We start from the raw sequence: 25628 nt of genomic DNA on the forward strand, positions 1-25628 counted from the left end.
TGAAAAAGAAATGTTTTCATATCCCCGGATCTGTGCCTTAAGCCCTAATTTCTTATATTTGCATCCAGTATTATCTATGAAAGGAAAAATCATTAAATCAACAGGCAGCTGGTACCAGGTTCTGGAGCTTGAAACAGAAAAAATTTTCGAAGCCAGGATCAGGGGAAAATTCAAACTGATCAAAACAAGACTCACCAACCCGCTTGCTGTAGGAGATTTTGTAGAATTTCAGCTGGAGAAAGATGATATTGCATGGATTACTAAAATAGAACCGAGAAGAAATTATCTGATCAGGAAATCCGTAAACCTTTCAAAAGAGGCTCACATCATTGCATCCAATATAGATTTAGCCTGTTTTATTTTTACATTAAAACATCCGGAAACCTCATTAGGATTCCTCGATCGTTTTCTGGCATGCTGCGAAGCATATAACATTACCCCATTAATTCTGTTCAATAAAATTGACGTTTTAAATGAAGATGAAATTGAATTAGTGAAGGACATTGAATTTTTGTATCAGGAAATTGGCTATGAGACTTTAGAAATTTCTTCCTATTCCAAATTGAACCTTGAATTACTTCAGGATCTTCTTAAAGATAAAACCTCCGTATTTTTCGGGCATTCCGGCTGTGGAAAATCTACATTGGTGAATGCACTTCAGCCCGGGTTGAATTTAAAGACATCTGAAATTTCAGACTCTCACCTTAAAGGAAAACACACCACAACTTTTGCCCAGATGCACTTCTGGCATTTTGGAGGAAACGTTATCGATACCCCCGGTGTACGTGAATTTGCGATGATTGACATTGAAAAAGAAGAAGTTCAGCATTACTTCCCGGAAATTTTCAAAAAAAGGGAAGAGTGTAAGTTTCATAACTGCCTGCACATTAATGAACCTAAATGTGCTGTTTTAGCTTCTCTCGAAACCGGAGAAATCCAACATTCCCGCTATTCTACTTATATAAAATTGATGGATGAGGCTGAGGAGGCTTCCCAAAAATAATACCGATCATCTGGATAAATGTTTTTTGTTATCGTTAGCAAACGCAAAGCCGCAAAAGTATTTTTCATGCAGTATATATAAGTAAGGTGCAATTAAAAATCTGTGTAATCTGAGTTATCTGTGGGGAATATTTAACCACAACAGACACAAAAGATTAATACAAAAGCTATTTTTAAGTTTAAAAGCTTTGTGTATAAAAGTTCACATAAGCCTGAAAAAATCTGCGATTTTTATTGATGCTGAAAATGAATCTGTCTAATCCGCGAAATCATCGGGAGAAAAAAATACAAGAATCTGTGAGATCTTAAAAACACCAACAAAAATCTCTTCTAAAAACCGGTTAATGTAATTTGCCTAATTTATTCAATAGAGGTAGACTTTAGTCCGCCTAAACAATAAAAATCATCCCGGGTTCTGATAAAGTCTAGTAACAAATATGTAAAACAGGCAAAAAATCTGCTGGATCTACGAGAATAAAAATAAAAATCTGCTGAAAAATCTTTGTTTTTAAATCTACAAAAATATCTGAGCTATTAAAATAACTCTACTTTTTCATGTCATAAATTATGACAGGTAAGATCAATTTTCGGAATGTCGGTTTTTAATGAAAATATTTTTTTGAATTTTTTTTAAAAAAAATATTTATTTCATTCTTTGAAATAGAAGGAATACGCTAATAATATGATTTTTTACGGTTTAAAATTTTATCATATTCGTAAAAAATTACTTGAATTTTTACAAATAAAAAACCCAGCCGAAGCTGGGTAAAAACTAATAACCATGAAAACTCAAATTAAACATGAGAATCATAATAGAATTAACAATTACTGTGCCAAAGTTGATAACTCCATTTCTTAATAAAAGTTATTTTTATGTTAAAAAAAAATTAAAATAAAAATCAAAGATATTTTTTGTAATTTTGCGCCATTAAAAAAATATACATTTATGTCTAACATTACATTCACTATGATTAAGCCTGATGCAGTAGCAGACGGACATATCGGTGCTATATTAGGGAAGATTGCAGAAGGAGGTTTCAAAATTAAAGCTTTAAAATTAACTCAGCTTACTGTAGCTGACGCTAAAAAATTCTATGAAGTACATGCTGAAAGACCATTTTATGGTGAGCTTGTAGAATTCATGAGCTCTGGTCCAATCGTTGCAGCTGTTCTTGAAAAAGATAACGCTGTTGAAGATTTCAGAACATTAATCGGATCTACTAATCCTGCAGAAGCTGCAGAAGGAACAATCAGAAAAATGTTTGCAAGAAGCATCGGAGAAAATGCAGTTCATGGTTCAGATTCTAACGAAAATGCGTTGATCGAAGCTCAGTTCCATTTTTCAGGAAGAGAAATTTTCTAAGAAAATTCTTTTATAAAATAGAAACCGGAGAAACTTCTCCGGTTTTTTTTATGCCATAATGTCTGCGCTTGAGATATTTAGGAATCAATCTCAATTTTTAGCGGATAATTCCAGTCTTGAATTTTGTATATTTTTTTTGACTACTTCAATTTCAAGAAAAAGTATAATAAAAAAAATCAAGCTTATGCTAATTCTGTTTTTATACTTTACAGGTTGTTTTCAATAGCTTCCACCTTCTCCCTATGCAGGTCAACGGGTTTATCAAGCAGGATGGCAAGAACAGTCATACTTTTGTCAAACCTTTCTTTCGGAATATCAATATAAATGATCCCTGGTGTTTCACTCCAGTACAGCTTATTGTATATTTTATGATCCAGAATACTGCCTTCACCGGCTATCCTGATTCTGGCAATATTATTTTTGATTCCTTTTAAGGCAACAGGACCGGTAGGCGTTCCTTCTACAAACAGATAAATGGTCTGTCTGTCTTTTGAAAGAGCACTCATCCCTGAGTAATGTCCGCCAGGAAGCCCTTTTCCGGTTTCAAAAAGCGCTTCTGCATGTTTACTGATCCATTTCAGAGTTTCAGGATTGGTTTTGGGAGTTTTGGGAAGAGTCATTTCGAGTCCGTCATTGGTCAGCCCTGAATGATCCATAATATTGCTGCCATTATGAATAAGATTGGCAAGATCATACACCGCAGTTTTGGCATCTTTGTTTTCCAGAATATCCTTAACAGAGAAAGTGTCCTTTTCAAAATGATTAAGAAGAGTAGGCTTTTCACTAAAAATAAGCTGAACCGTTGTCACGTCCTGATCAAATTTTACCTTAGACAGATCAATCATCATCGTTGTATCGTTAGTAAAGTGGAAATTTACCTGAGAATTTTTATCCCCTACGACTTTTATAACCGATGGTTTACTGGCCAGGCCATACATTTTTACAAAATCTTTAGCCTCTTCCAGATAAAGAAATATAGATTTTTCATCTTCAGAAAATGCAGATTTTCCTTTATAATGCTCAAAAGGAATGCCTTGCCTGGTGCCGTATATAGCGTCTTTATTTTTTGTAGTCCATCTTCCGAGATTTTTTAAAATTTCGGTTTGTTCTTCAGGAATGGTTCCATCAGATTTCGGCCCGATATCCAGAAGGAGATTACCTCCCATGCTGATCACGTCTGCTAAGGTTCGGACAATCATATTAGGTGTTTTATAATGACTGTCGAACGGCTGGTATCCCCATGAATCATTCATCGTATAGCAAAGCTCCCAATAAGAGCTTTGGGGAGCTGCAACGGGAATTCCCTGTTCCGGAGTTTCATAATCACCATGATTGTTGAGCCTTGAATTAATAATAATATCAGAATTATACTTCTTTAAAAGGGCTAAGGTCTGCGGAGCTTTCCATTCTCCGGAAGAGTGCTCCCAATCGCCGTCAAACCATAATAAATCAGGCTTGTACTGTTGTGACAGTTCATTCAGCTGAGTTTGGTAATAAGAAACAAACTTATCCCATCTTTTAGGGTCGTTTTTGATATCATAACGCTTTTTTGTACGGGTATTGACGTCATAATATGGATGGCTCCAGTCTGGAAGAGAAAAATAGATCCCGGTTTTGAGTCCTGATTTTTTTAACGCGGCAACAAAAGGAGTTAAGACGTCTTTTTTGGCTGCAGACTGATGAGGAATCGTGATAGCCTTCTCAGCTTTAGAATTCCATAAAGAAATACCATCATGATGTTTGGAGGTAATAACGGCATATTTTGCTCCTGATTCCTGGATCATGCGAACCCATTCCTCCGGCTTGTAACCCGAGGCTGAAAAGCCGTTAAGCTGTTTCATATAATTTTCATGATTGATATAATTATTAAAAAAAGACCAGGACTCGGAGATACCATCAACTGAATAAATACCCCAATGGATAAAAATACCAAGTTTGGCATTTCTGAACCATTCCATTTTTTTTAGACCATCTGATTCAGACTGAGCATTGAAATGGCATGCTGATAGCATCAATCCTAAAAAAACAACTCCTGTTATCCTCTTTTTCATTTCTCTTTTTTATGCTAAAATAAATAAAGAAAAGCTAATTTTTTCGGATAAAGAAAGTAAATGTTATATTCATTAATAGAAGTATTGAATTTAAATATGAAAAGCTGAAATACTGAATAATAAAATATCGTATTTTTAACGAGATGATAAATGGAATACTTCTTGTAAGTTTCTTTAAAAAAAAGAATATGAAAATTCCAATGATAGTAATGGCGGGTTTATTAGCTGTGGGGGTATCTGCACAGACAACAAAACCAGTGAAAAAAATAAACAAGCCAGTTAAGAAAATTAAAAAAGCAGAAGCACCAAAACCGGTAAAAGCTGCCGAACCTAAAGTAATTGTAAAGAAAGATACTCTTCTTAAAAGAGGAGGATACTGCCCGGCCTGCGGAATGGGATAATTTATGAAAAAACCTCTCTTGGGACTGTCGATGATGCCGGAAGCAGATTTTGTTTCCGCAATACTTCCACTGTTGCAGGATCAGTCGGTGGCTGTGCTGGAATGGTCCTTTGATACGGTTGAACAAATGCATGAGCCGGAATGGCTCAGCGGTCTTTTGGATTTTTATGCCGAAAATAACCGTCTGTTGGGACATGGGGTATATTATTCGCTTTTTGATGCCCGATGGACAGAACGGCAGGAGGTCTGGCTTGAAAAACTAAAGCAGGAAATCCAAAGAAGAAAATACAATCATATTACGGAACATTTCGGTTTTATGAATACCGAAAACTATCATCAAGGCGTTCCCCTGCCGGTTCCGTTACATCCCAAAATACTACAGATTGGAAAAGACAGGCTGGCACGTTTACAGGCTGTCGTAGAAATTCCTGTGGGTGTGGAAAATCTTGCTTTTTCGTTTTCAGCAGATGATGTCAGGGAGCAAGGAATATTCCTTGAAAAACTGATTGAAGAAGTAGATGGCTTCCTGATTTTGGATCTTCATAACATTTACTGTCAGTCCTGTAATTTTGAGATTGATATTCTGGATATCGTTACCATGTATCCGCTTGAAAAAGTAAAGGAAATTCATCTTTCCGGAGGAAGCTGGCAGGAAAGTGTATACGGAAAAAAGCCAATCAGAAGGGATACTCATGATGATGCAATTCCTGAAGAGGTATTGGCTGTATTACCTGAAGTGCTTTCCAGGTGTCCAAATCTTGAATATGTCATTATTGAAAGGCTGGGACATACTATAAGTACAAATATAGAAAAGGAATCTTTTTTCAATGACTTTGTTAAAACTAAAAAAATAATTGAAGGTTGCTTGTTTCCAGCCAGAAAGAAGACTGTGTGGAATAGAAAAGAATATATTTCTCCGGAACCATTGGAGGATCAGTTACTGTATCATGAACAGACAAAACTGACAAGATTACTCCACGAAAACGGGGATATTGCGTTTTTTAAAAATGAAGACTTTAGTTATTTCAACGTGCAGAAATGGGATCCCGAAATGATAGAAACTGCCCGAAGTATCATCAAAAAGTGGAACCCATACTAATTCTTTGTACACCGTTAATCAAAAATAAATGAAAATGACAACCGTATTTTTAATAACTGCAACTGTACTTACGGCTTTAATTGCAGGGCTTTTCTATGCGTATTCCTGTTCTGTAGTTCTGGGATTGGGAAAACTCTCGGATTCAGAATATCTGAGAGCCATGCAGAGTATTAACCGGGAAATTCTTAATCCGGTATTTTTTGTGAGTTTTATCGGAGCAGCAATACTGCTTCCGGTGACTGCTTTTCTTTTTCGCGGACAGCAGCCTGCTTTTATCTTTCTTATGCTGGCGTCTGTGGCCTACCTGATTGGTGTATTCGGAGTAACTGTTGCCGGAAACGTTCCCCTGAATGATCTACTGGGTAAGTTTGATATTGCCGGATCATCTGCCGAAGCAGTGAAACAGATGCGCGAAACTTTTGAAAACAGATGGAACTTTTTGAACAATATCAGAACAGTTTTCTCTGTCATAAGTATCGTTCTGGCAGTCTGTGCCTGTATCTGGAATAAAGAGATTTAAAATGAATTCAGTAGAAATACGCAACTGATTAATTACGTATTTCTACGGATGCGTGGTATGTGTTTTTATGTTGAAATTTACATCAACAACAGTAATAGATTTAAGTATTAAAAGTTTAAAGCGTAAATACTGATAACCAACGAATTTCATATTCCACAGAGAAGAAAGGCAGTCCGGATGGGCTGTCTTTTTTCGGTCTTCTGTTTTTATTCTGCTTTAAATAGAGTGTAATAACCTGCCATAAACGGTGTTTTTCCTGTAAAGCAATCATTGGTTTATAGTGACCTTTGTCCTAATCATAATTAAAATTAAAACCAATGAAACATTTAGAAATTTTTTTCGGTACGAGATGGTTGTCTCTAAAAAAGTTTTACGCCCTATTAGCTCTTACAGCAGCATTCTCCATAACAAGCTGCAGCAAAGATGACGATGAGCCTATTCCCCAGCCAATAACCTATGCAGTAGAAAACCCTTTGGATAAATATCATGAAATGACAGGTTTTACAACAACAACGAATTTTATAAACTCTGGCGATTATGAATTTGGGCTTGCCTTCTCGGCCAATGTAAAAGGGAAAATCAGTGCAATAACTATTAAACTTCCTGATGTTAATCCGAATCTAAGAGTAACATTCTGGGATTATACCACTAAAACAGTACTAAGAACAGAAACAATTAATGTGACAGCTTCTAATACTTTGATTACGAAAAGTATTTCAGAATTGGCGTTGGAAAAAGATAAAAAATACGTGATCACAATGAATTCCAATGACTGGTATAAGAGATCAAAGCCGGATAATAGCAATGCTGCGTATCCCATCACTGCCGGAAATATCAAATTTTGGGAGTATAAATGGACGAGTGGTACGGCACAGGCATTCCCAACGACTACTTCACTGGATTATAACGGAGGTGATTTAAGCTTTAATTTTCAACAGGTAGACTAATAACCATATTTTTTCAAAGGAAAAGGCAGCTCAATGAACTGCCTTTTCTGTTTTTTATTCAGATTTTTTTTAGATCTTTAAAAGTTCAATGGTTCTTTCCGGGCTTTCTGTAGAAAATACAGCATTTCCGGCTACCAGAACATCGGCTCCCGCTTCGAAAAGCTTGGAAGCATTATCCAGATTCACGCCGCCATCAATCTCAATAAGAGCTGTGGAGTTATTGCTTAAAATAAGATCTTTTGTTTCCGCAATTTTCTTGTATGTATTTTCAATGAATTTCTGGCCTCCAAATCCTGGGTTTACACTCATTAAAAGAACAAGATCCACATCTGCAATAATGTCTTCAAGCATCAGCACTGGAGTGGAAGGATTCAGAACAACTCCTGCTTTTGCCCCTCTGCTCTGAATATGATGAATCGTTCTGTGAAGATGGGTACATGCTTCATAATGTACAGAAACAAGATCAGCACCATGGTCAATAAATTCATCCACATACTTTTCCGGTTCTACAATCATCAGATGAACATCAACAAATTTTTTAGCGTGCTGCTGAATGGTCTTCATAACAGGAAAACCGAATGAAATATTAGGAACAAATCTGCCGTCCATAACGTCAACGTGGAACCAGTCGGCTTGAGATCTGTTCAGCATTTCAATGTCTCTTTGCAGATTCCCGAAGTCTGCGGATAAAAGGGAAGGAGCAATAAGCTTCGTTTTCATTTTTACTTTTTATACTTTTACTTAGATTTCCAGTTTTTAAAATGGATTAACAACTAAAAAATAATACAGGAAAAAGCTTCCCAATACCATTGTTTCCATAATTGTTAACTTGATATTATTAATTTTAATAACCAATAATCGATCAATCATAAATAATCCTAAAGGCATGATGCTGAAAATTAATAACATTTCCTGAAGCATTTTGTATCCTGAACCTGTTTTTGGAGGATCAAACCACTTATATACTATTAAAAATACCACATAAATAAAAAAAGAGTACTTAAAAGGGTATTAAAGTTGGTTTTCAGATTATTTGATAAAAGATACTTTTCATTTTAATGATACTTCAGCTTCATCTCCGGATTGATCTTAAGAAGCGTTTCGTAGATCAGTTTGATCACATTGCCCACATCTTCTTTAGATACCATTTCTACCGTTGTATGCATATAGCGCAAAGGTAAGGAAATTAATGCACTTGGTACTCCGCCGTTGGAATGGGCGAATGCATCAGTATCAGTTCCGGTACTTCTGCTCGCTGCTGCTCTCTGATAAGGAATCTTTTTGCTTTTTGCGGTATCAATAATCAACTCTCTGATCGTGTGATGAATGCTCGGTGCAAAGAAAACTACAGGTCCGTCACCACATTTTTGATCGCCTTCTTTCTTCTTCTCAATCATAGGTGTTGTGGTATCGTGGGTAACATCGGTTACGATAGCAATATTAGGTTTAATGGTATCAGCAATCATATCAGCACCATACAGGCCAACTTCTTCCTGTACGGAATTGGTAATATACAGTCCGAAAGGAATCGTTTTTTTGTTTTCCTTTAAAAGTCGTGCCACTTCAGCAATCATAAAGCCTCCGATTCTGTTATCGAGCGCTCTGCACACAAAATAACGGTCGTTCATTTCAAAGAATTCATCCGGATAAGTGATCATGCAACCTACATAGATTCCCATGTCTTCGACTTCTTTCTTCGTAACAGCACCGCAGTCGATGAAAATATTTTCAATTTTTGGAGCTGGTTCGTTCTGGTTGGTTCTGGTGTGGATTGCAGGCCATCCGAATACCCCTTTCACGATTCCTTTTTCACCATGAATGTGAACTACTTTCGAAGGTGCGATCGTCTGGTCAGATCCTCCGTTTCGGATCACATAAATAAGCCCGTCATCCGTAATATAATTTACATACCATGAGATTTCATCCGCATGAGCTTCAATAACGACTTTAAACTCAGCCTCAGGATTAATGATCCCATAGCAGGTCCCGTAATGATCTACTTCAATTTTGTCTACATAAGGTTTAATGTAATCCATCCAGACTTCCTGGCCTTTATGTTCGTATCCAGTTGGAGATGAGGTGTTTAAGTATTTTTCTAAAAATTTCAAAGATTTCTTTTCAAATTTCATAAAAAGGAATGATTTTTGCGTTTAATTTTTGTTATTATAAGTGTAAAAATAATGAATTTTAGCAAGATTATCTGCCTTTTTATCTTCTTTTTTGGGATCAGTGTTTTTGGTCAGAAGGATTCTATCATTGCGAAACCACTCAATCAGTACCCACCTGAATCCTTAAAAGTAGATGAGTTTGGTAATAAATATTACTATGACGAAAAGCAGAAGGTAAAGATATTTGAAGTGAATGGTGAACCTGTTGTAGAGCTGGATGAATTGGTTTTGGTCAATAAGCCGAGATTCAATAACCAATTGGATAAAAATTATTATTATTTCCTTAATAAAAAGCTGTACAGAGTATATCCTCTTTTTATAACTGCTCTGCAGCAGTACAGAGATATACAGGCTGATATGAATGATATGGACAGCAAGGCTAAAAGAAAGTTTGTAAGAGAAAGACAGAGTATGCTTGCCGATCAGTATGAAAAACAATTGCGGGACCTTACTACAACAGAAGGGCAGGTATTTGCCAAGCTGATGAACAGAGCAACAGGTAAAAACGTATATGAGATCATTAAAGAGCTTAGAGGTGGATGGAGTGCCTTCTGGTGGAATGTAAAAGGAAAGATGGCAGATATTGATCTGAAAGACCAGTATAATCCGCATAAAAACAGAACGGATGAGTTTGTAGAATCCCTGCTTCAGTCCAACTGGAATTCCGGCTATTTGCAGCCCTATCCGGGAGCCAGCGATTTTAAAACCAAAAAATAATAAAAATTCCTGTAAACATTTACAGGAATTTTTCTTTTAATTTATCGAATACAATTTTATCTATCGGCAGTTGAAAAGGATTATCCGGCTGATCAATATCAATCCATTCCGTTCTTTCAATGCAGGGATCCAGGATCAGGAAATCTTCTTCGGTGGTAATATTCACTATATAATACATGGTAAGAAGCTGTTCGTTGTCTCTGAAACGCGACACCAGGAAATCTTCCTGCGTATAAAAATGCTCAACAACTTCTATCTTCACATTTAATTCTTCATCAAACTCACGGTGAAGACATTCAAGCACTCCTTCGCCAAACTCCAGTCCGCCGCCCGGAAATTTCATTAAAGGTTCACCGGCATACTCTTCAAATAAAGTCAGTACTTTTTTATCTTTTACAGCACAGGCATATACCCTAATATTGATCTTGTCAATCATATATAATGTTTTGTATAGCTAATGTAAGGAAATATGTGGAAAAGACAAAGACGAGAACGGGCAAAGCCAATCATATATTTATTTTCTGATCTTTTACCTTTTCATCTTATTTAACCTCAATTCGGGATAAGAATATCTGATGGATGCAGGTTTGAAGCTGGATGATGGAAGAGGGAAGTTTTGAAAGTCACTAAGAACAAATATTGATCTGTTTTTATTTAATTTGATTTTCTGGTAGCTTTCAATACGTATAACTAAAAGTAACTTCCAGCCTCCTTCTTCCATCTTCCAACCTTTTACATTTTAACTCCTTAACCCGAACTCCTCAGGTTATTTAGAGTTTCACAGCATTAATCATCTCTCTCTTCCCGGGAGGTCCTTGTTTTTTCTCTACATTAAAATTAAGCTCCTGAAGAATTCTTCTAACGCTTCCTTTAGAAGAGTAGGTTGTTAATAGTCCGTTAACGGCCATTTTGTCGGAAACCATTTCAAACAGGGGTTTTTCCCAAAGGTCTGGCTGCACTCTTGCTCCGAAACAGTCAAAGTAAACAAGGTTGATTTTGGGCAGATCTATGTTTTTCAGATCGAAGAAATCACATTCTATCTTTTTTAAGTTAAAACCACTAATGATTTCTACTGACTTTTCCCACTCTGCCAGATGAATTTTCTGATAAATATTTTTGAACTCTGGGTTATCAAAAAGTTCAAAATAAGCTAAATCATTAACTTCGGATTCATTTATGGGGTATTTTTCAAGTGAAAAATAGTTGATGACATGATTTTTGTCAGTTTTTAAATATTCATTAATTGTCACTAAAACATTCAAACCTGTTCCAAAACCGAGTTCTAAAATATTAATTTCACAATCATTTATTAAATTTAATCCATTTTTGATAAACACGTGTTCTGCTTCCTGAAGGGCTCCGTGATGAGAATGATAGTTTTCATTTAAATCATTGATAAACAATGTTTTGCTTCCGTCGTTTGTGGTCTTAATCTCTCTTTTCAAGCTATTTTTTGGTCAAATTTACTCTAAAATTTTTATATTTAGAAAATTATATTAAATTTGTAGAACATCGTAAAAATTTTATAAAATGATAATTCAAAAAACTGAAAACTCCAGAATTTCTACATTCAATCCTAACGATTTTTCATTTGGAAGTACTTTTATTGATCATATGATTATATGTGAGTATGAAAATGGAAAATGGGGTGATGTAAAATTAGTTCCTTACGGTCCGATACCATTTACACCTGCCATGATGGGAGTAAACTATGGACAAGCTTGTTTTGAGGGTATGAAAGCCTACAAAGACAAAGACGGGCAGGTTTTCCTTTTCAGGCCTGAAAAGAATTTTGAACGTATCAACAAGTCAGCGAAACGTCTTGCTATGCCTGAAGTAACTGAAGAAATGTTTTTAGACGGATTAAAAGCATTAGTAGATATCGACAGAGACTGGATCCCACAAGGTGAAGGAATGTCTCTATATATCAGACCTTTGATCTTCGCTACAGAAGAAGCTTTGAAAGCAAGAGTAGCTAATAAATATATGTTTGCCATCGTAGCAACTCCAGCGAAGAGTTATTATGCGGAACCTGTTTCTGTAAAAATCTCTGACCACTACTCAAGAGCGGCCAACGGAGGGGTAGGTTCTGCTAAAGCTGCAGGTAACTATGCTGCTTCTTTCTATCCAACACAGCTGGCTATTGAAGAAGGATATGAGCAGATTATCTGGACTGATGATGCTACCCACGAATATTTCGAAGAGAGTGGAACAATGAATGTATTCGTAAGAATTAATGATACAATCTATACACCGCCAACTTCTGAGAAGATTCTTGACGGGGTTACAAGAGACAGTTTCATTCAATTGGCTAAGAAAAGAGGTATTGAAGTGAAAATTGAGCCTGTAGCTGTAAAAACAGTAATCGAAGCTCAGAAAAATGGTACTTTGAAAGAAGTTTGGGGAGTAGGTACTGCTGTAGTAACTACGGTATTTCAGGCTTTAGGATATGAAGGTGTGAAACTGGAACTTCCTAAATTATCTGATGAAGAAAGTTATGCTGCTATTCTTAAAAAAGACCTGGTAGACTTACAGAACAACCTATCTGAAGATCCATTCGGATGGAGAGTGATGGTAGACCACGCTCTTGAAACTGTTTAATTTTAATTGAATAAACATACAGAAGCCGGGAAATTCCTGGCTTTTTTTATTTGACTCATTTACTTTGTACATTTCTCCTTCAAGTTTTGTAATTGATTCCCGAAATGTGTATTTTCGCAAAAGTTTATGAAAAAATTACTCTTCATATCAGCAGTAAGTCTGTTAAGCTGTAACAGGAATGCGCAGACGGCTCACCCTCCTGTAGGAGGTGTTTTAAGCCAGAAAGACCTTGATGTTTCCAAGAACAGGATGAAGAACCTGAATACCATTGAAAGGGGACAGATCCAGGACTGGATCAGTGGTCAGTCTGTGAAATATTTTCCTACACAGCTTAATTACTGGGTAACTGTAGAAGGTTTTGATCAGAGAGAAAAAAGAGCCGATGAGACTTTTATTTCTTATTCTTATGATCTTTATGACTTTGATCAGACGAAGATCTATGATGAACCTTTTGTGAGAAGAGAAGCCAGATTCGGGCATTTTGATGAACTGAAAGCGGTAGAGAATGCTTTGCGTTTTATGCGTGATGGGGAGGAAGTAACGCTTTTGGTACCATCTTCACTGGCTTACGGAACCTTTGGAGATGAAAAGAAAATAGATAACGATATACCCTTAATCATAAAATTAAAAGCGCTATAAATAATGAAATTGTTTAACAAGAATATAATTCTGGCAGCGGCAAGTATTTCGCTGATGAGTTGTACCCCAATTTATAAAAAAATGAACGTAGACAAAGAAACTTTCGAAGGTCTTAATAACGGACTTTATGCAAATCTTCAGACTTCTAAAGGAAATCTGATCGTGAAGTTTGAAGACAAAAAGGCACCAGTTACTGTAGCCAACTTTATCGGGCTTGCAGAAGGGAAAATTGACAACAAAGCTAAGGCTAAAGGAGTTCCTTATTATGACGGAACAATCTTCCACAGAGTAATCAAAGATTTTATGATTCAGGGAGGTGACCCTCAGGGAACAGGAATGGGAGACCCTGGATATAAATTTGAGGACGAAAAGAATGACCTTAAACATACAGGAAAAGGAATCCTTTCTATGGCTAATTCAGGTCCTAATACCAATGGCTCTCAGTTCTTCATCACTGAAGTGGCTACTCCTTGGTTAGACGGAAGACATACGATCTTCGGAAAAGTGGTGAAAGGAGATGATGTGATTGATGCTATTGCCAACGTGGAAAAAGGCGCTCAGGATAAACCTAAAACTGACATTGTATTAGAAAAAGTTTCTGTATTCAGCAAAGGTGACGAGTACAAAAACTACGATGCAGCAAAAACGTTCAACGAAGGAAAAGCGAAAATTGCTGAAAACAACAAAGCTTTTATTGCTAAAGAAGAAGCAGAAAAAAAGAAAAAAGAAGAAGAATTCAAGGCCAACCAGGAGAAAATGGTAGAAAACCTGAAAGCAGGTATGCAGAAAACGGAATCTGGTCTTTACTATAAAATCACAAAAACGGCAGACGGTAAAGCTCCAAAGGCAGGAGATAACGTATCTGTACACTATGCTGGTAAATTAGTAGACGGTACTGAATTTGATTCTTCATTCAAGAGAAACGAGCCTATCGAAATTCCAATCGGAATGGGAAGAGTAATCAAAGGATGGGACGAAGGAATTCTGTTGCTTAAAGAAGGTGAAACTGCTACTTTACTGATTCCGCCTGCAATGGGTTACGGAGAAAGAGGAGCAGGAGGAGTTATCCCGCCAAACGCATGGTTAATCTTCGATGTTGAGCTTGTAAAAGTGAAATAATTGCACACTTTATCATATAAAAGCCGTCCGGAAGGATGGCTTTTTTGTTTTGGGAAGGTAAAATTTATTGATGAAAAAACATTACTTTCGTGTACAAAATCTACACATGAAAAAAATCCTCTATACGCTCCTGACGTTTTCTACCATTACATTTTCCGCTCAAGGAAAGAAATTCTTTGAAAGCGGAGAAGTAAAGCTGCAGGCTCCGATAGAGAAAATCAATATGAAATTCGCATACGATCTTCCTTTTGTACAGGTGATGATCAATGGAAAACCATACAACTTTTTGTTTGATACCGGTGCACCCACTGTGATCTCTTCTGCTATTTATGAAGAATTGGGTCTGGAGAAAAAGCATTCCAGTAAAGTAAAGGATTCCCAGAAAAATAAACAGGAACAGATCTTTACTATTCTGCCGGAAATGATTGTAGATAAAGCTGTTTTTAAAAATGTAGGAGCTATTGTCATGGATTTCGGGGCCTCAGAATTAAGCTGTTTTAAAATGGATGGTATTTTGGGAGCCAACCAAATGGCCAAGCTTGCCTGGAAGGTTAATTATGAGGGAAATTCACTGGAAGCAGCAGAAAATCTTTCACAGTTTGATCTGACCGGGTATGATATTGTAATTCCCTTCGATCCGAAAACCCAGAAAACACCAATTATTAAAACTAAAATTTTAGATAAAAAAACAGAACTGACCTTTGATACTGGTTTTTCAGGAAGGCTTAAAGTAGGAGAGAACAGCTATGATCCGAAAAAAGCAGGACAAAGTGTGGAAGTTTACGGAACCAATTCTGTAGGAGCTTATGGAGCAGGAAAGCCAGCATCTGGCTATATTTTCAGACTACCGGAACTCGCATTGGGAAATAGAAGTTTTGCCAATGAAATTGCCAATACCGGAGGTTCAAACTTAATCGGAAATGACTTTTTCAAAAATTTTGTTTTCATTCTCGACTGGTCCGGAAATAAAATCTACATGAAACGCATTAAAAATGAAACGATCAGGCTGGAGTCTTTTGGGTTCGGATATCGCTTCATTGATGCTAAGCCAACGGTTGCTCTGGTATATCAGGAAGAGAATTTTCCATTGAGAGTTGGTGATTCTATCATCAGTATCAATGATGTGAATCTTGATAACCTTAATAAGGAAAGCGCCTGCTATTATTTCCTCAACAAGGCGGAAAAAGGGCAGAATGTAATTGATCTGAAAATAAAAAGAGAAGGAAAAGTGATGGAAATGAAATTGGAGAAGAAGGAATACCTGAAGGGATGAGAAGGAAAGATAGAGGTTCGGAAATAAGCGAAGCGGCTTTGTTTATCCTTTAAAAATACAGCATCTTATACATCTTTGTCTGTCTTTGTGATCAATTAAAAAATTAATTATGCTCTGCACCTGATTCATTCTAACCGATAAATAATAAAATAAAAACCCCGTTCAATAAGCTTGAACGGGGTTTTTTCAGTAAAATAAGAATTAAAGTTACAGATTTCTGCCTTTGTTCATTCTTGATGAATAATTTATTTTTCCGGCTAAGGAGCTGATGAATATCAATCCAAAGCCTAAGTAAGCCGCAAATGCGGTCAGATAAACAATTAAGCTGTTAAAACTTGGGTTGGTAGCGTATACCAGTACCGAAAAAACAGCAAAGCTCAAAAGAAGCACAAGGCTCCAGATGTGCATTTTTGCAGCATCTTCATTTCTCTTAAAAATCATTTCAAAAAAGTCTCTCATCATTAATCACTTTTTAAGGGTTATACATCTTTTTTCCGTTCTTCCATAGAACGGTCCGGAATCGATTTCCGTTATTTATCAACAGGCTTATGATCATGGTGAACTCGGCTAAGGTCACGATCTCTAAGACAGTATGATTATTTCGTACCAAGGTAGCTTAATGCTTCCTAATTATGTTAAAAGCAATATTGAATCAGTATGGTGATTCATGAGCTTTATGATACCGTACACAGCATTCATCGTAATGGAATTGATAGTTAACTATCTTTTCCTGTGCATACGGCATCTAAAGAAAAAGGATCATATAAAAATATAGGAACCGCCTTAATCTGGCCCAGCGGAAACTGAAATTCCGCAGAAAACCTTTTTCATCGTTGTGTTTTAACAATTTTTTTTCATTGTTTTAGTAGCTAATTTCATGCCAAAGTGATTTTTTTTGCCTATATTTATTTTAATTAACTTTAAATATCATAGGTTTAAGTACAATATATAATGACTTTTGAAAGTATAAAAGAGGATATAAATAATTCTTTGGGAAGTCTTTTAACGCACGCAAAAGACTGCTCTTGGAATACAATTTCTCCCAATATAGGTTTTATTGTGTCTGACTTTAATGAGTTTAAGGGGGCCAATTCTTTTGAGAGGAGTATGTCGAGGAATAAGGTGAATAATTCTAAGAAATTATTATCGTTGGAATCTGCTGTTGAAATGTTGAAGAAAGAGTATGATGATCTTTATGATATCAATTTATATATCTTCAGAGCATTCAGAAATGAAACGATTATTGAGATCCAGTATTACAGAAAATCAAATTTTGAGCCTGATTATTTTGAAACGGTAAAGGATAGCCAACCCATGCTTCATGCTAAAATAGCTTTGCCTTCTTACGCTTCAGAAGGTGGGAAATTTGATGTCAACTGGGAATCTGGAGGAGGTTTCAGACATGCCTGGAAAAGTTTTCTTTATCAGTTTAAATACAAAAGAATGATGAAAGAATTAAAAAGGTAGTGAGTATTTTAGTTTATTTGGATGCGATTTTTTATTTGCTCGCAGATTGCGCAGGTCAGGCAGATTTTCGGAGCAAAATGTGCTTAGATAAATCATTCTCGCATAAGATTAAAATCACTTTTTTTTGATGCCAAAAATAAATTTGTGCTATCAGCCAAATCTACGAGAACACATGTAATTCTTAGAATTTATTCAATAGAGGCGGACTTTAGTCCGCCCAAATAATAAAAAACAATCCATTGTCTTTAGCCAAAACCTATAGAAATCTGTTTGACTGAGCATTAAAAAAATCAATTATAAAGAAATTGCGTTCAAACAAATCTAGATATATTTGAACGCAATTTAGCTAAAATGGCAATTTACCAGTTCTTATCAATCATATAAATAAGCTGTGTCATCGCAGATGCTCCTAAAAGAAGTTCTCTGCGGTTTACCTTTTCAAAAGTATCTTCTTCCGTATGATGAATGTCAAAATATCTCTGAGAATCCGGAACAAGTTCTGCTGTTGGTACCCCCATCTGCTGAAGCGGAGAGATGTCTGCTCCTGAATATACACCTTCAAAATTATAAACACCGTAAGGGAAGAATAATTTTGTCCAGCTTTTGATCTGGTTTCTTTTGGCATCATCCATTTCTAAAGCAATGCCTCTTGGGGTAAAACCTCCTGCATCAGACTCTATGGCAAAAAGATGTTTTTCATTTTTCTCTTTCACTGTTTTTCCGTACTGAAGACCACCTTTTAAGCCATTTTCTTCATTGGCAAAACATACTGCTCTGATGGTATGGTTGTTCTGGATACCCAGTTTTTTGAAAGTTCTTAATACCTCAATACTCTGTACAATTCCGGCTCCATCATCATGAGCCCCTTCGCCTACATCCCATGAGTCAAGATGTCCACCTACAACAATCACGCTGTTGTCTTTTTTACCGGTAATTTCACCAATAACGGAGTGGGAGAGCTTTTCACCCTTCATTCCGCAATTGGAATTAAGCTTGGCGGTAACTTTCTGTTTTTTCAATAATGCTTCCAGTTCGTCGGCCGTTGTGTTCCCGATTGCAGCAGCCGGAACTTTGGTGATCTTGTCTTCATAGCGCATGGCCCCTGTGTGAGGTACGTCATCAAATGCGGAGGATAAAGATCTGATAATGGCAAATTTCCCACCTTTTTTAGCGGTTAAAGTAGCTGCATTTACTCTGTATTTTGCGGCATCACCATACCCTCTGAAGGTTTCTACAAAAGACTGGCTGAAGGGGTAGTTGAAAAATACAATCTTATCTTTTACCTTTTCTGCCGGGAGTTTTTCATATTCCTCCATAGATTTCACCATGATGATCTCTCCAGATACATCTTTTCCGCCCGTACCTTCAGAATTTCCAAGGGAAAGCATTTTCAGGCTTTTCCACTTTCCGTCTGCGGCTTTAATGTGTAATGATTCTTTACCTCTTTCCCAGACCGGAACCATCACTTCCTGAAGCCATACTTTATCAGCTCCGGCCTCACGGAGTTTCTGTTCAGCCCATTTTACGGATTGGTCATAAGCTTTGGAGCCACTCAAACGGTGTCCGATGTTTTTAGTCAGATCTCTCAGATCTTCATAACCTTTCCCATGGTTCAATATCTCTATGGAAATTTTACTGAATTGTATGGAATCTTCCTTAGACTGGCCGAAAACAGCCATTCCAAAAATTAATAATGAGGTTCCTAATATCTTTTTCATTGTTACCAATTTTTATCAATCATATAAATAAGTTGTGTCATCACTTTAGCGTCGGCAGTTATTTCGGATTTTTCATATTACCAGTTTTTATCAACCATAAAAATCATTTGTGTGATTACAACGGCTCCAAGAAGAAGTTCTCTTTTATTCACTTTGTCGAAAGTATCCTGTTCAGAATGATGGTAATCGAAATATCTTTGAGTATCTACAACAAGTTCTGCTAAAGGAATATCCTGTTTTTTCAAAGGGGAAATATCCTGAACGGCATCGGTTTGGTCGAAATCATAAACGCCGTAAGGAAGAAAATATTCTTTCCAGGGATAAACCAGTCTTCTTCTCTGTGGTGACATATCTAAAGAAAATCCCCGTGGAGAATAACCTCCGGCATCTGTTCCTAAGGCAAATACATGCCTTTCTTCTTTCTTTTTCACATAAGCAGCATACATTTCGCGGCCCTGTCCTCCGTTTTCACTGTTGGCAAACAAAACTACCCGGATGGTGTGATTGTTTTCATATCCAAGGGCTTTCAATGTTCTTAAAACTTCGATACACTGAACAACCCCGGTTCCATCATCAATAGCGCCTTCACTAATATCCCACGAATCAAGCTGAGCGCCTAAAACAATGACTTTAGAATCTTTTTTACCCTGAATTTCAGCAATAATATTTGGATTTGTTGCATCTCCTTTTGATTCTGCGGTCATGTTGATTTTAGCCGTAACTTTCTGCTTTTTTAATGTTTTTTCCAGCTCATCTGCTGATCTTACCCCTATTGATAAAGCAGGAATTTTAATTTTGTCATCAGGTTCATAATAAATCATTTTAGCATGAGGGGTATCATCATTCGCTGTTGTTAATGATCTTATAATTAATGCTTTTGCACCGGTTTTAGCAATAACGGAAGCAGAAATCAATTTTGATTTTGCAGTAAGTAAATAGGAGTCGCTGGTGTTGATGATTTTCGGGTCCATAGGCACGTTCACGAAAACTATTTTGTCTTTTAACTGGCCTATTGACATTGCATTAAGTTCTGACGTTGAATTTATTAAAACAATTTCCCCTGTCAGATCCTTTCCACCTGTTCCTTCAGAGTTTCCGAAAGAAAGCATTCTGATATTTTTCCAGTCTCCATTTCCTGTTTTTATCTGTAAAGATTCTTTTCCCCTGATCCAGACAGGAGCTTTGGCCTCTTGTCTCCAGATCATATCAATACCAATTTCTTTGAACTTTTTTTCTGCCCATTCTACTGCTTTGGCATAGCCGGGAGTAGCGCTGAAACGCGGTCCGACCCCTTTTGTGAGCTCTCCAAGGTTATCATAAGCCCTGCCATTGGTCATGATCTCGTCTGAGATCTTTTTAAATTCGTCGTGGTAATTTAATTTTACAGGAATTGATGTTCTACCGGCAGGTTTTTTCTGTGGTTTTTTTTGAGAAAATAAAAATCCACTCAAAAAGAGTGGAAGTATAATGAAGATTTTTTTCATTTTTTATTTACCTTTCTTTTTCCGATGATAAAAGTAGGGAAAAAATAGGAATTTATTAAGGTTTCATGTCATACATTAACAGTGCTGTAACCAATTTCGGTTCAATGAATGTACATTTTGGAGGCATGCTGAGTTTCAGATCTGAAATTTTAATCATATCGTTGAAACTTACAGGATAGATTCCGAAGCCTACCTTGCCTTCACCGCTTTCTACCTTTTCTTTTAAAATATTGATTCCCTGAATGTTTGAGGTTCCTTTTACATAGGTAATCTTTTCAGAACTGTCAGGATCTTCTATTTTCAGGACGCTTTTAAAAATATATTTATCAAGCAGGTGGTGATCCAGATTGTCCAGAGACATTTCCTTTGAACGAAGATCGTGCTTAACGTGAAGTGAATAAAACTTACCATCCAGATACATTGAAATATGGAATTTTTGTGAAGGAAAGTATGATGCCTCACCCTTTTCATGGATCAGGAAGTACTCTTCCAGCTTTTTTAAAAATTCTTCGCTTGAAAGACCATTCAGGTCACTCAGAATTCTGTTGTAATCATGGATCTTGATCGATTGGTTGGAAACAATAAAACTGTAAACGAAATTATATGCCTCTGTTCCGTTATGTTTTTTATTCTTTTCTTTATGATGTTTGGCGTTCAATGCTGTAGAGCCAATCCTGTGGTGGCCGTCCGCAATATAGAATGAATCAATCTGATCGATCACTTCTTTGAACTGCTGAAGTTTCAGGCGGTTATCTATTCTCCAGATTTTATGTCTGATCCCGATAGAATCGACATGGTTGAAAATAGGAACGTTTTTTTCCTCATGATTCATCAGAAGCTCAATCTTGGAATTGGAAGGGTAGGTAAGGAGCACAGGTTCTGCCTGCAGGCTTACTTTTTCCAGATAATGAGCCAGCTTTTCTTTTTTCTGAGGAATGGTGCTTTCGTGTCTTTTGATCTTTCCGTTCCAGAAATCTTCAATACTGGCAAGCCCAAGCAAGCCTCTGAAAATTTGTTTGTTGGGATAGATCTGCTCATAAAGATAGTACGCAGAATTGTCCTGAACGAGTTTTTTATCATCCAGAAGCTCTTCAAATGTAGAACGGATCTTTCGTAAGTTCCGGTCGATATCTTTGGATTTACTCACAACATATGGTTTTATCATATTGATGTAAGTATTCTCTATCTGAGCTTTCTCCGTAATTTCCTCCTGAGTAAAATTATCCAGAGGGTGGGTAGGGAAAGTGCTCTCAAGGTCTTTATGAGGTCTTATTCCACGGAAAGGTTTGAAAATAGGCATATTTATCTTATAGTTTCTTTTTGTAGCTTAATAATTTGTTCCGCAAGTTCAGCACCGATTTTTTCCTGTGCATCCACTGTATTTCCGCCTATGTGAGGGGAAAGGGATAATGCAGGATTCATCAGTAAGGGAAGTTCCGGGCTGGGTTCGTTTTCAAAAACGTCCAGTGCTGCTCCGGCTACTTTTTCCGACTCGATGAAATCAATCAGTGTTACTTCATTGATCACTCCGCCTCTTGCAGTGTTTACAATGTAGACTCCGTCTTTCATTTTTTCAAACTGAGGCGTGTCTATGATATATTCGCTCGTCTTTGGAGTATTGATGCTGATAAAGTCTGTGTCTTTAAGAAAAGCATCCATATCATTGGTGGAAGTAATCTCAAAGTTGAGGCTTTGTCCGTCAAAAAAATCCAGGGTAAGCTTTTTTGTTTTCGGGTTCTTGGTAAGTACTTTGATCTTCATCCCTAAAGCTATACCTATTTTCACAACTTCCTGTCCAATGCTTCCGAAGCCAATTACTCCCAGTGTTTTTCCTGAAAGTTCATAAGCTTTGCTGAAAGATTTTTTCATTGCATTGAAATGAGTTTCTCCTTCCAGCGGCATCAGCCTGTTCGATTCATGAAGGAATCTTGCCAGTGCAAAAAAATGTCCGAAAACAAGTTCCGCTACTGATTTTGAAGAGGCTGTAGGAGTATTGATCACTTTAATCCCTTTGCTTTTGGCATACTCTACATCAATATTATCCATTCCGATACCTCCACGTCCGATAATCTGCAGACCAGGACAGGCATCAATCAGATCTTGTTTTACTTTCGTTGCGCTTCTCACTAAAAGAACATCTACGTTATTTTCATTAATAAAATTAATAACGTGATCCTGGGCCACTCTGTTAGGCAGAACTTCAATTCCTGCCTCTTTAAGTGCCAGTTCTCCTGTTTTTGAGATTCCGTCGTTTGCTAAAACTTTCATGTGTTATTGGATTTAAAGATTGAAAAATTTAATTATTTAAAAAATTTAAATCGGGCCGCAAATTAATAAATTTAAATGAACTGCCTTAAATCTTTCAATCTTTGAATTTTTTTAATGCTTAAATAATTACCTAATCGATTTCATAACATCCACCAATACCTGTACGCTTTCAATTGGTAGTGCGTTGTAAAGGCTGGCTCTGTAACCTCCCAGACTTCTGTGTCCGTTCAGTCCGCTGATTCCTGCAGCTTTCCAGGCATTGTCAAACTCTTCTTTTTTGCTCTCGTCTGTTAATTTAAAAGAAACATTCATCAGAGAACGGTCTTCTTTTACGCAGAAGGTTTCAAACAATGGATTACTGTCTATTTCATCATATAATAATTTCGCTTTGGCTTCATTTCTCTCTTCAGCAGCAGCAATTCCTCCGTTTCTCTCAAGATACTGTAAGGTAAGAAGAGATGCATAAATTGGGAATACCGGAGGGGTATTGTACATGGATTCTTTAGAAATGTGCTGCGAATAATCCAGCATGGAAAGCATATTTTCTCTTCCTGTTTTTCCAAGGATCTCTTTTTTTATCACCACAAGGGTTACGCCCGCAGGTCCCATATTTTTCTGAGCTCCGGCATAGATAAGGTCGAATTTTGAAAAGTCGAGTTGTCTTGAGAAAATGTCAGAACTCATATCACATACCATCAGCGTATCTACTTCAGGGAAAGATTTCATCTGGGTTCCGTAAATCGTATTGTTGGAGGTGCAGTGGAAATAGTCGTACTCCGAACCTACAGTATAATTTTTTGGAATGAATGAATAGTTTTCTTCTTTGGAAGAGCCTACCACATCAACAGTTCCTAATTTTTTAGCTTCTTTAATGGCTCCTGCTGCCCAGGTTCCGGTGTCCAGATAGGCTGCTTTACCGTCTGTTTTCAAAAGATTGTAGGGAACCATTGCAAACTGCATGCTGGCACCGCTTCCTAAATAAAGAACTTCATAATCATCTCCAAGGTTCATCAGCCTTTTTACGATAGCACGTGCTTCATCCATTACCGCTACAAAATCCTTGCTTCTGTGGGAAATTTCCAAAAGGGAAAGTCCAATTCCATTAAAATCAAGAATGGCCTGTGCCGATTTTTCGAATACCTCCTGAGGTAAAATGCATGGTCCTGCGCTGAAATTATGCTTTTTGCTCATAGTGTTGTTTTTTGGTTGTGCAAGAACAGACTTGCGGTTTCATTATTAAAATTTTACTAGATTTCTTGATATTTATAGTAAAAAAAACCGTCTCATCGTCATGAGACGGCGTTTTTTATTCACCGTGTAAAAATGCTTTTTTATTAAGCAGGGCTTCTTCTGATTCTACATGATCCTCATCCGGAACGCAGCAGTCTACAGGGCATACCGCAGCACACTGAGGTTCTTCATGGAACCCTTTGCATTCCGTACATTTGTCGGTAACAATGAAATAAACATCATCACTTACCGGTTCCTGTGGATCATTGGCGTCAACCGTCAATCCCGAAGGCAGTGTTACAGTTCCTTGAAGGGTAGTACCTTCAGAAGCTTTCCAATCTACGGCTCCTTCATATATTGCATTATTCGGGCATTCCGGCTCGCAGGCCCCACAGTTAATGCATTCATCAGTTATTTTAATAGCCATCGCTAATTTTTTTTAAATTTGCACAAAATTACAAAATATTCCCCAATTGTAAAGTAATTATGAATACCGAAAATCAAGTTTTAGGACTTATTAAGTTAAGTGACTATATAAAAGCGTTTCTGACAAAGGATCAGAACAATGAGAATGAAAGTGATGCAGAATTTGAATTATTGCTGAAAAAATCGGAAATTGAGAATCCGTGGTTTACTCTTGATAATCAGAAATTTGCCTTTAAGCAGTGGACAGAACTGCTTACGGAAGAAAATATCAGTGCCTGGCTTAAAAATTATTCAGTTTCAAAGAACCCAAAAAGAGTAGGGCTTATTTTGGCCGGAAATATTCCTTTAGTAGGATTTCATGATGTGATCTCTGTAGTATTGAGCGGTAATATTCCGGTAATTAAACTGTCTTCAAAGGATAAATACATGATTCCGTTTCTGTTGAAAAAATGGAATGATTTTTCAGGAGGGCTAGTTTCGTTTGAACTGGTAGAAAGGTTAGAAAATTTTGATGCGGTAATCGCTACCGGAAGCAATAATACGGCAAGGTATCTTGAATATTATTTTAAAGATCATCCAAGTATCATCCGTAAAAACAGAACCTCAGTTGCGGTATTGAAAGGTGATGAGACCAATGAAGAACTGCAACTTCTGGCGGAAGATATTTTCCGTTATTTCGGATTAGGCTGTAGAAATGTGACCCGTATTTTTATTCCACAAGATTTTGTGATTGACCGGCTTTTTGAAAATTTCTTACACTTCCAGGATATTATTCATCATAACAAATACGCGAATAATTATGATTATAACAGAGCGGTTTACCTTCTGAACCAGGATAAGTTCTGGGATAATAATTTTGTGATGCTAAAAGAAGATGATAAGCTTTTCAGTCCTCTTTCTGTAATCAATTTCAGCAGATATGCTTCTTTGGATGATGTTAAAAGATTTATAGCTGAAAATGCGGAAAATATTCAGTGTATAGTGGCTAAAAATGAACTGGGATTAGATTCTGTTTCATTTGGGGAAGCGCAGCATCCAGCCCTGGATACCTATGCTGATAATGTGGATACAATGAAATTTTTGGAAGTGGTATGATTTTTCGTATCTTAACTCACTTATTTCACCCAATAATAAAA

Annotated in this window: 26 protein-coding genes; 13 read left to right on the top strand and 13 right to left on the bottom strand. The window is 36.8% G+C overall.

Features of this window, described 5'->3' with window-relative positions:
- The first annotated feature begins 76 nt into the window (after window positions 1-76).
- Together rsgA and J2Y40_RS15545 are read left to right on the top strand one after the other, a co-directional pair.
- Complete coding sequence (rsgA, locus tag J2Y40_RS15540; protein WP_310000435.1) at window positions 77-1003, top strand: ribosome small subunit-dependent GTPase A; 927 nt, start codon at window positions 77-79, stop codon at window positions 1001-1003.
- Window positions 1004-1948: 945 nt separating this feature from the next.
- Entirely contained in the window at window positions 1949-2365 is a 417-nt protein-coding gene (locus tag J2Y40_RS15545) for a nucleoside-diphosphate kinase (protein ID WP_048507564.1), read from the top strand.
- A 206-nt stretch (window positions 2366-2571) separates the two neighbouring features.
- On the opposite strand, the gene J2Y40_RS15550 is transcribed toward J2Y40_RS15545, so the two are convergent.
- Window positions 2572-4416 (bottom strand): alpha-L-fucosidase, encoded by a 1845-nt coding sequence (locus tag J2Y40_RS15550; protein ID WP_153391759.1) that lies wholly within the window; start codon window positions 4414-4416, stop codon window positions 2572-2574.
- A 188-nt stretch (window positions 4417-4604) separates the two neighbouring features.
- On the opposite strand from J2Y40_RS15550, the gene J2Y40_RS15555 reads away from it, so the two are divergent.
- The 3 genes from J2Y40_RS15555 to J2Y40_RS15565 are packed head-to-tail and all read left to right on the top strand — an operon-like array spanning window position 4605 to window position 6435.
- On the top strand, window positions 4605-4817 hold the full coding sequence (locus tag J2Y40_RS15555; RefSeq protein ID WP_153391761.1) for a hypothetical protein: 213 nt from the start codon (window positions 4605-4607) through the stop codon (window positions 4815-4817).
- 3 nt (window positions 4818-4820) lie between these two features.
- A complete protein-coding gene (locus tag J2Y40_RS15560) occupies window positions 4821-5915 on the top strand; it encodes a DUF692 family multinuclear iron-containing protein (RefSeq protein ID WP_153391763.1) in 1095 nt (364 codons plus the stop codon).
- A 34-nt stretch (window positions 5916-5949) separates the two neighbouring features.
- A complete protein-coding gene (locus tag J2Y40_RS15565) occupies window positions 5950-6435 on the top strand; it encodes an anthrone oxygenase family protein (protein ID WP_309999927.1) in 486 nt (161 codons plus the stop codon).
- A gap of 115 nt (window positions 6436-6550) precedes the next feature.
- Here the strand turns inward: J2Y40_RS15565 and J2Y40_RS15570 are convergent, their stop codons facing one another.
- A complete protein-coding gene (locus J2Y40_RS15570) occupies window positions 6551-6706 on the bottom strand; it encodes a hypothetical protein (RefSeq protein ID WP_153391767.1) in 156 nt (51 codons plus the stop codon).
- A gap of 46 nt (window positions 6707-6752) precedes the next feature.
- On the opposite strand from J2Y40_RS15570, the gene J2Y40_RS15575 reads away from it, so the two are divergent.
- Window positions 6753-7382 carry a hypothetical protein gene (locus J2Y40_RS15575; RefSeq protein WP_309999931.1) on the top strand — a complete coding sequence of 210 codons (630 nt, stop codon included), beginning with the start codon at window positions 6753-6755 and terminating at the stop codon, window positions 7380-7382.
- Between the two features lie 69 nt (window positions 7383-7451).
- On the opposite strand, the gene rpe is transcribed toward J2Y40_RS15575, so the two are convergent.
- Together rpe and J2Y40_RS15585 are read right to left on the bottom strand one after the other, a co-directional pair.
- Window positions 7452-8102 carry a ribulose-phosphate 3-epimerase gene (rpe, locus tag J2Y40_RS15580; protein WP_153391771.1) on the bottom strand — a complete coding sequence of 217 codons (651 nt, stop codon included), beginning with the start codon at window positions 8100-8102 and terminating at the stop codon, window positions 7452-7454.
- Between the two features lie 335 nt (window positions 8103-8437).
- On the bottom strand, window positions 8438-9511 hold the full coding sequence (locus J2Y40_RS15585) for a M28 family peptidase (RefSeq protein ID WP_153391773.1): 1074 nt from the start codon (window positions 9509-9511) through the stop codon (window positions 8438-8440).
- 51 nt (window positions 9512-9562) lie between these two features.
- Here J2Y40_RS15585 and J2Y40_RS15590 point away from each other — a divergent pair, with 51 nt between their 5' ends.
- A complete protein-coding gene (locus tag J2Y40_RS15590) occupies window positions 9563-10267 on the top strand; it encodes a DUF4294 domain-containing protein (protein ID WP_153391775.1) in 705 nt (234 codons plus the stop codon).
- Between the two features lie 19 nt (window positions 10268-10286).
- Here the strand turns inward: J2Y40_RS15590 and J2Y40_RS15595 are convergent, their stop codons facing one another.
- Together J2Y40_RS15595 and mnmD are read right to left on the bottom strand one after the other, a co-directional pair.
- Window positions 10287-10703, bottom strand: a complete 417-nt coding sequence (locus J2Y40_RS15595; RefSeq protein ID WP_153391777.1) for an NUDIX domain-containing protein — start codon at window positions 10701-10703, stop codon at window positions 10287-10289.
- Window positions 10704-11037: 334 nt separating this feature from the next.
- Entirely contained in the window at window positions 11038-11712 is a 675-nt protein-coding gene (mnmD, locus tag J2Y40_RS15600; RefSeq protein ID WP_153391779.1) for a tRNA (5-methylaminomethyl-2-thiouridine)(34)-methyltransferase MnmD, read from the bottom strand.
- Between the two features lie 85 nt (window positions 11713-11797).
- Here mnmD and J2Y40_RS15605 point away from each other — a divergent pair, with 85 nt between their 5' ends.
- The 4 genes from J2Y40_RS15605 (at window position 11798) to J2Y40_RS15620 (ending at window position 15899) form a co-directional block, all read left to right on the top strand.
- On the top strand, window positions 11798-12868 hold the full coding sequence (locus J2Y40_RS15605; RefSeq protein ID WP_153391781.1) for a branched-chain amino acid aminotransferase: 1071 nt from the start codon (window positions 11798-11800) through the stop codon (window positions 12866-12868).
- Window positions 12869-12994: 126 nt separating this feature from the next.
- Entirely contained in the window at window positions 12995-13507 is a 513-nt protein-coding gene (locus J2Y40_RS15610) for an FKBP-type peptidyl-prolyl cis-trans isomerase (RefSeq protein WP_309999939.1), read from the top strand.
- Between the two features lie 81 nt (window positions 13508-13588).
- Window positions 13589-14626, top strand: a complete 1038-nt coding sequence (locus J2Y40_RS15615) for a peptidylprolyl isomerase (RefSeq protein ID WP_231128786.1) — start codon at window positions 13589-13591, stop codon at window positions 14624-14626.
- A 106-nt stretch (window positions 14627-14732) separates the two neighbouring features.
- Complete coding sequence (locus J2Y40_RS15620; protein ID WP_309999941.1) at window positions 14733-15899, top strand: retropepsin-like aspartic protease; 1167 nt, start codon at window positions 14733-14735, stop codon at window positions 15897-15899.
- A 207-nt stretch (window positions 15900-16106) separates the two neighbouring features.
- Here the strand turns inward: J2Y40_RS15620 and J2Y40_RS15625 are convergent, their stop codons facing one another.
- Window positions 16107-16361 (bottom strand): hypothetical protein, encoded by a 255-nt coding sequence (locus J2Y40_RS15625; protein WP_153391787.1) that lies wholly within the window; start codon window positions 16359-16361, stop codon window positions 16107-16109.
- A 489-nt stretch (window positions 16362-16850) separates the two neighbouring features.
- Here J2Y40_RS15625 and J2Y40_RS15630 point away from each other — a divergent pair, with 489 nt between their 5' ends.
- On the top strand, window positions 16851-17366 hold the full coding sequence (locus tag J2Y40_RS15630) for a hypothetical protein (RefSeq protein WP_309999945.1): 516 nt from the start codon (window positions 16851-16853) through the stop codon (window positions 17364-17366).
- Between the two features lie 359 nt (window positions 17367-17725).
- Here the strand turns inward: J2Y40_RS15630 and J2Y40_RS15635 are convergent, their stop codons facing one another.
- The 6 genes from J2Y40_RS15635 to J2Y40_RS15660 all read right to left on the bottom strand — a co-directional run bounded on the left by J2Y40_RS15635 (window position 17726) and on the right by J2Y40_RS15660 (window position 24493).
- A complete protein-coding gene (locus J2Y40_RS15635; protein ID WP_309999947.1) occupies window positions 17726-19084 on the bottom strand; it encodes a M28 family peptidase in 1359 nt (452 codons plus the stop codon).
- A 77-nt stretch (window positions 19085-19161) separates the two neighbouring features.
- The gene (locus J2Y40_RS15640; protein ID WP_153391792.1) at window positions 19162-20568 is read right to left on the bottom strand and encodes a M28 family peptidase; all 1407 of its coding nucleotides are present in this window, start codon (window positions 20566-20568) and stop codon (window positions 19162-19164) included.
- A gap of 55 nt (window positions 20569-20623) precedes the next feature.
- Window positions 20624-21868 carry a DUF1015 domain-containing protein gene (locus tag J2Y40_RS15645; protein WP_153391794.1) on the bottom strand — a complete coding sequence of 415 codons (1245 nt, stop codon included), beginning with the start codon at window positions 21866-21868 and terminating at the stop codon, window positions 20624-20626.
- Window positions 21869-21870: 2 nt separating this feature from the next.
- The gene (locus tag J2Y40_RS15650) at window positions 21871-22836 is read right to left on the bottom strand and encodes a D-2-hydroxyacid dehydrogenase (RefSeq protein WP_153391796.1); all 966 of its coding nucleotides are present in this window, start codon (window positions 22834-22836) and stop codon (window positions 21871-21873) included.
- A 126-nt stretch (window positions 22837-22962) separates the two neighbouring features.
- Window positions 22963-24027, bottom strand: coding sequence for a 3-phosphoserine/phosphohydroxythreonine transaminase (serC, locus tag J2Y40_RS15655; protein ID WP_309999950.1), 1065 nt, complete (start codon window positions 24025-24027; stop codon window positions 22963-22965).
- A gap of 115 nt (window positions 24028-24142) precedes the next feature.
- On the bottom strand, window positions 24143-24493 hold the full coding sequence (locus tag J2Y40_RS15660; RefSeq protein WP_062699046.1) for a 4Fe-4S binding protein: 351 nt from the start codon (window positions 24491-24493) through the stop codon (window positions 24143-24145).
- Window positions 24494-24552: 59 nt separating this feature from the next.
- Here J2Y40_RS15660 and J2Y40_RS15665 point away from each other — a divergent pair, with 59 nt between their 5' ends.
- Window positions 24553-25587 (top strand): acyl-CoA reductase, encoded by a 1035-nt coding sequence (locus J2Y40_RS15665; RefSeq protein ID WP_309999953.1) that lies wholly within the window; start codon window positions 24553-24555, stop codon window positions 25585-25587.
- Window positions 25588-25628: the final 41 nt, after the last annotated feature.

Origin of the sequence: Chryseobacterium sp. 2987, from assembly GCF_031456375.1 — a bacterium.
Taxonomy (GTDB): Bacteria; Bacteroidota; Bacteroidia; order Flavobacteriales; family Weeksellaceae; genus Chryseobacterium; species Chryseobacterium vaccae.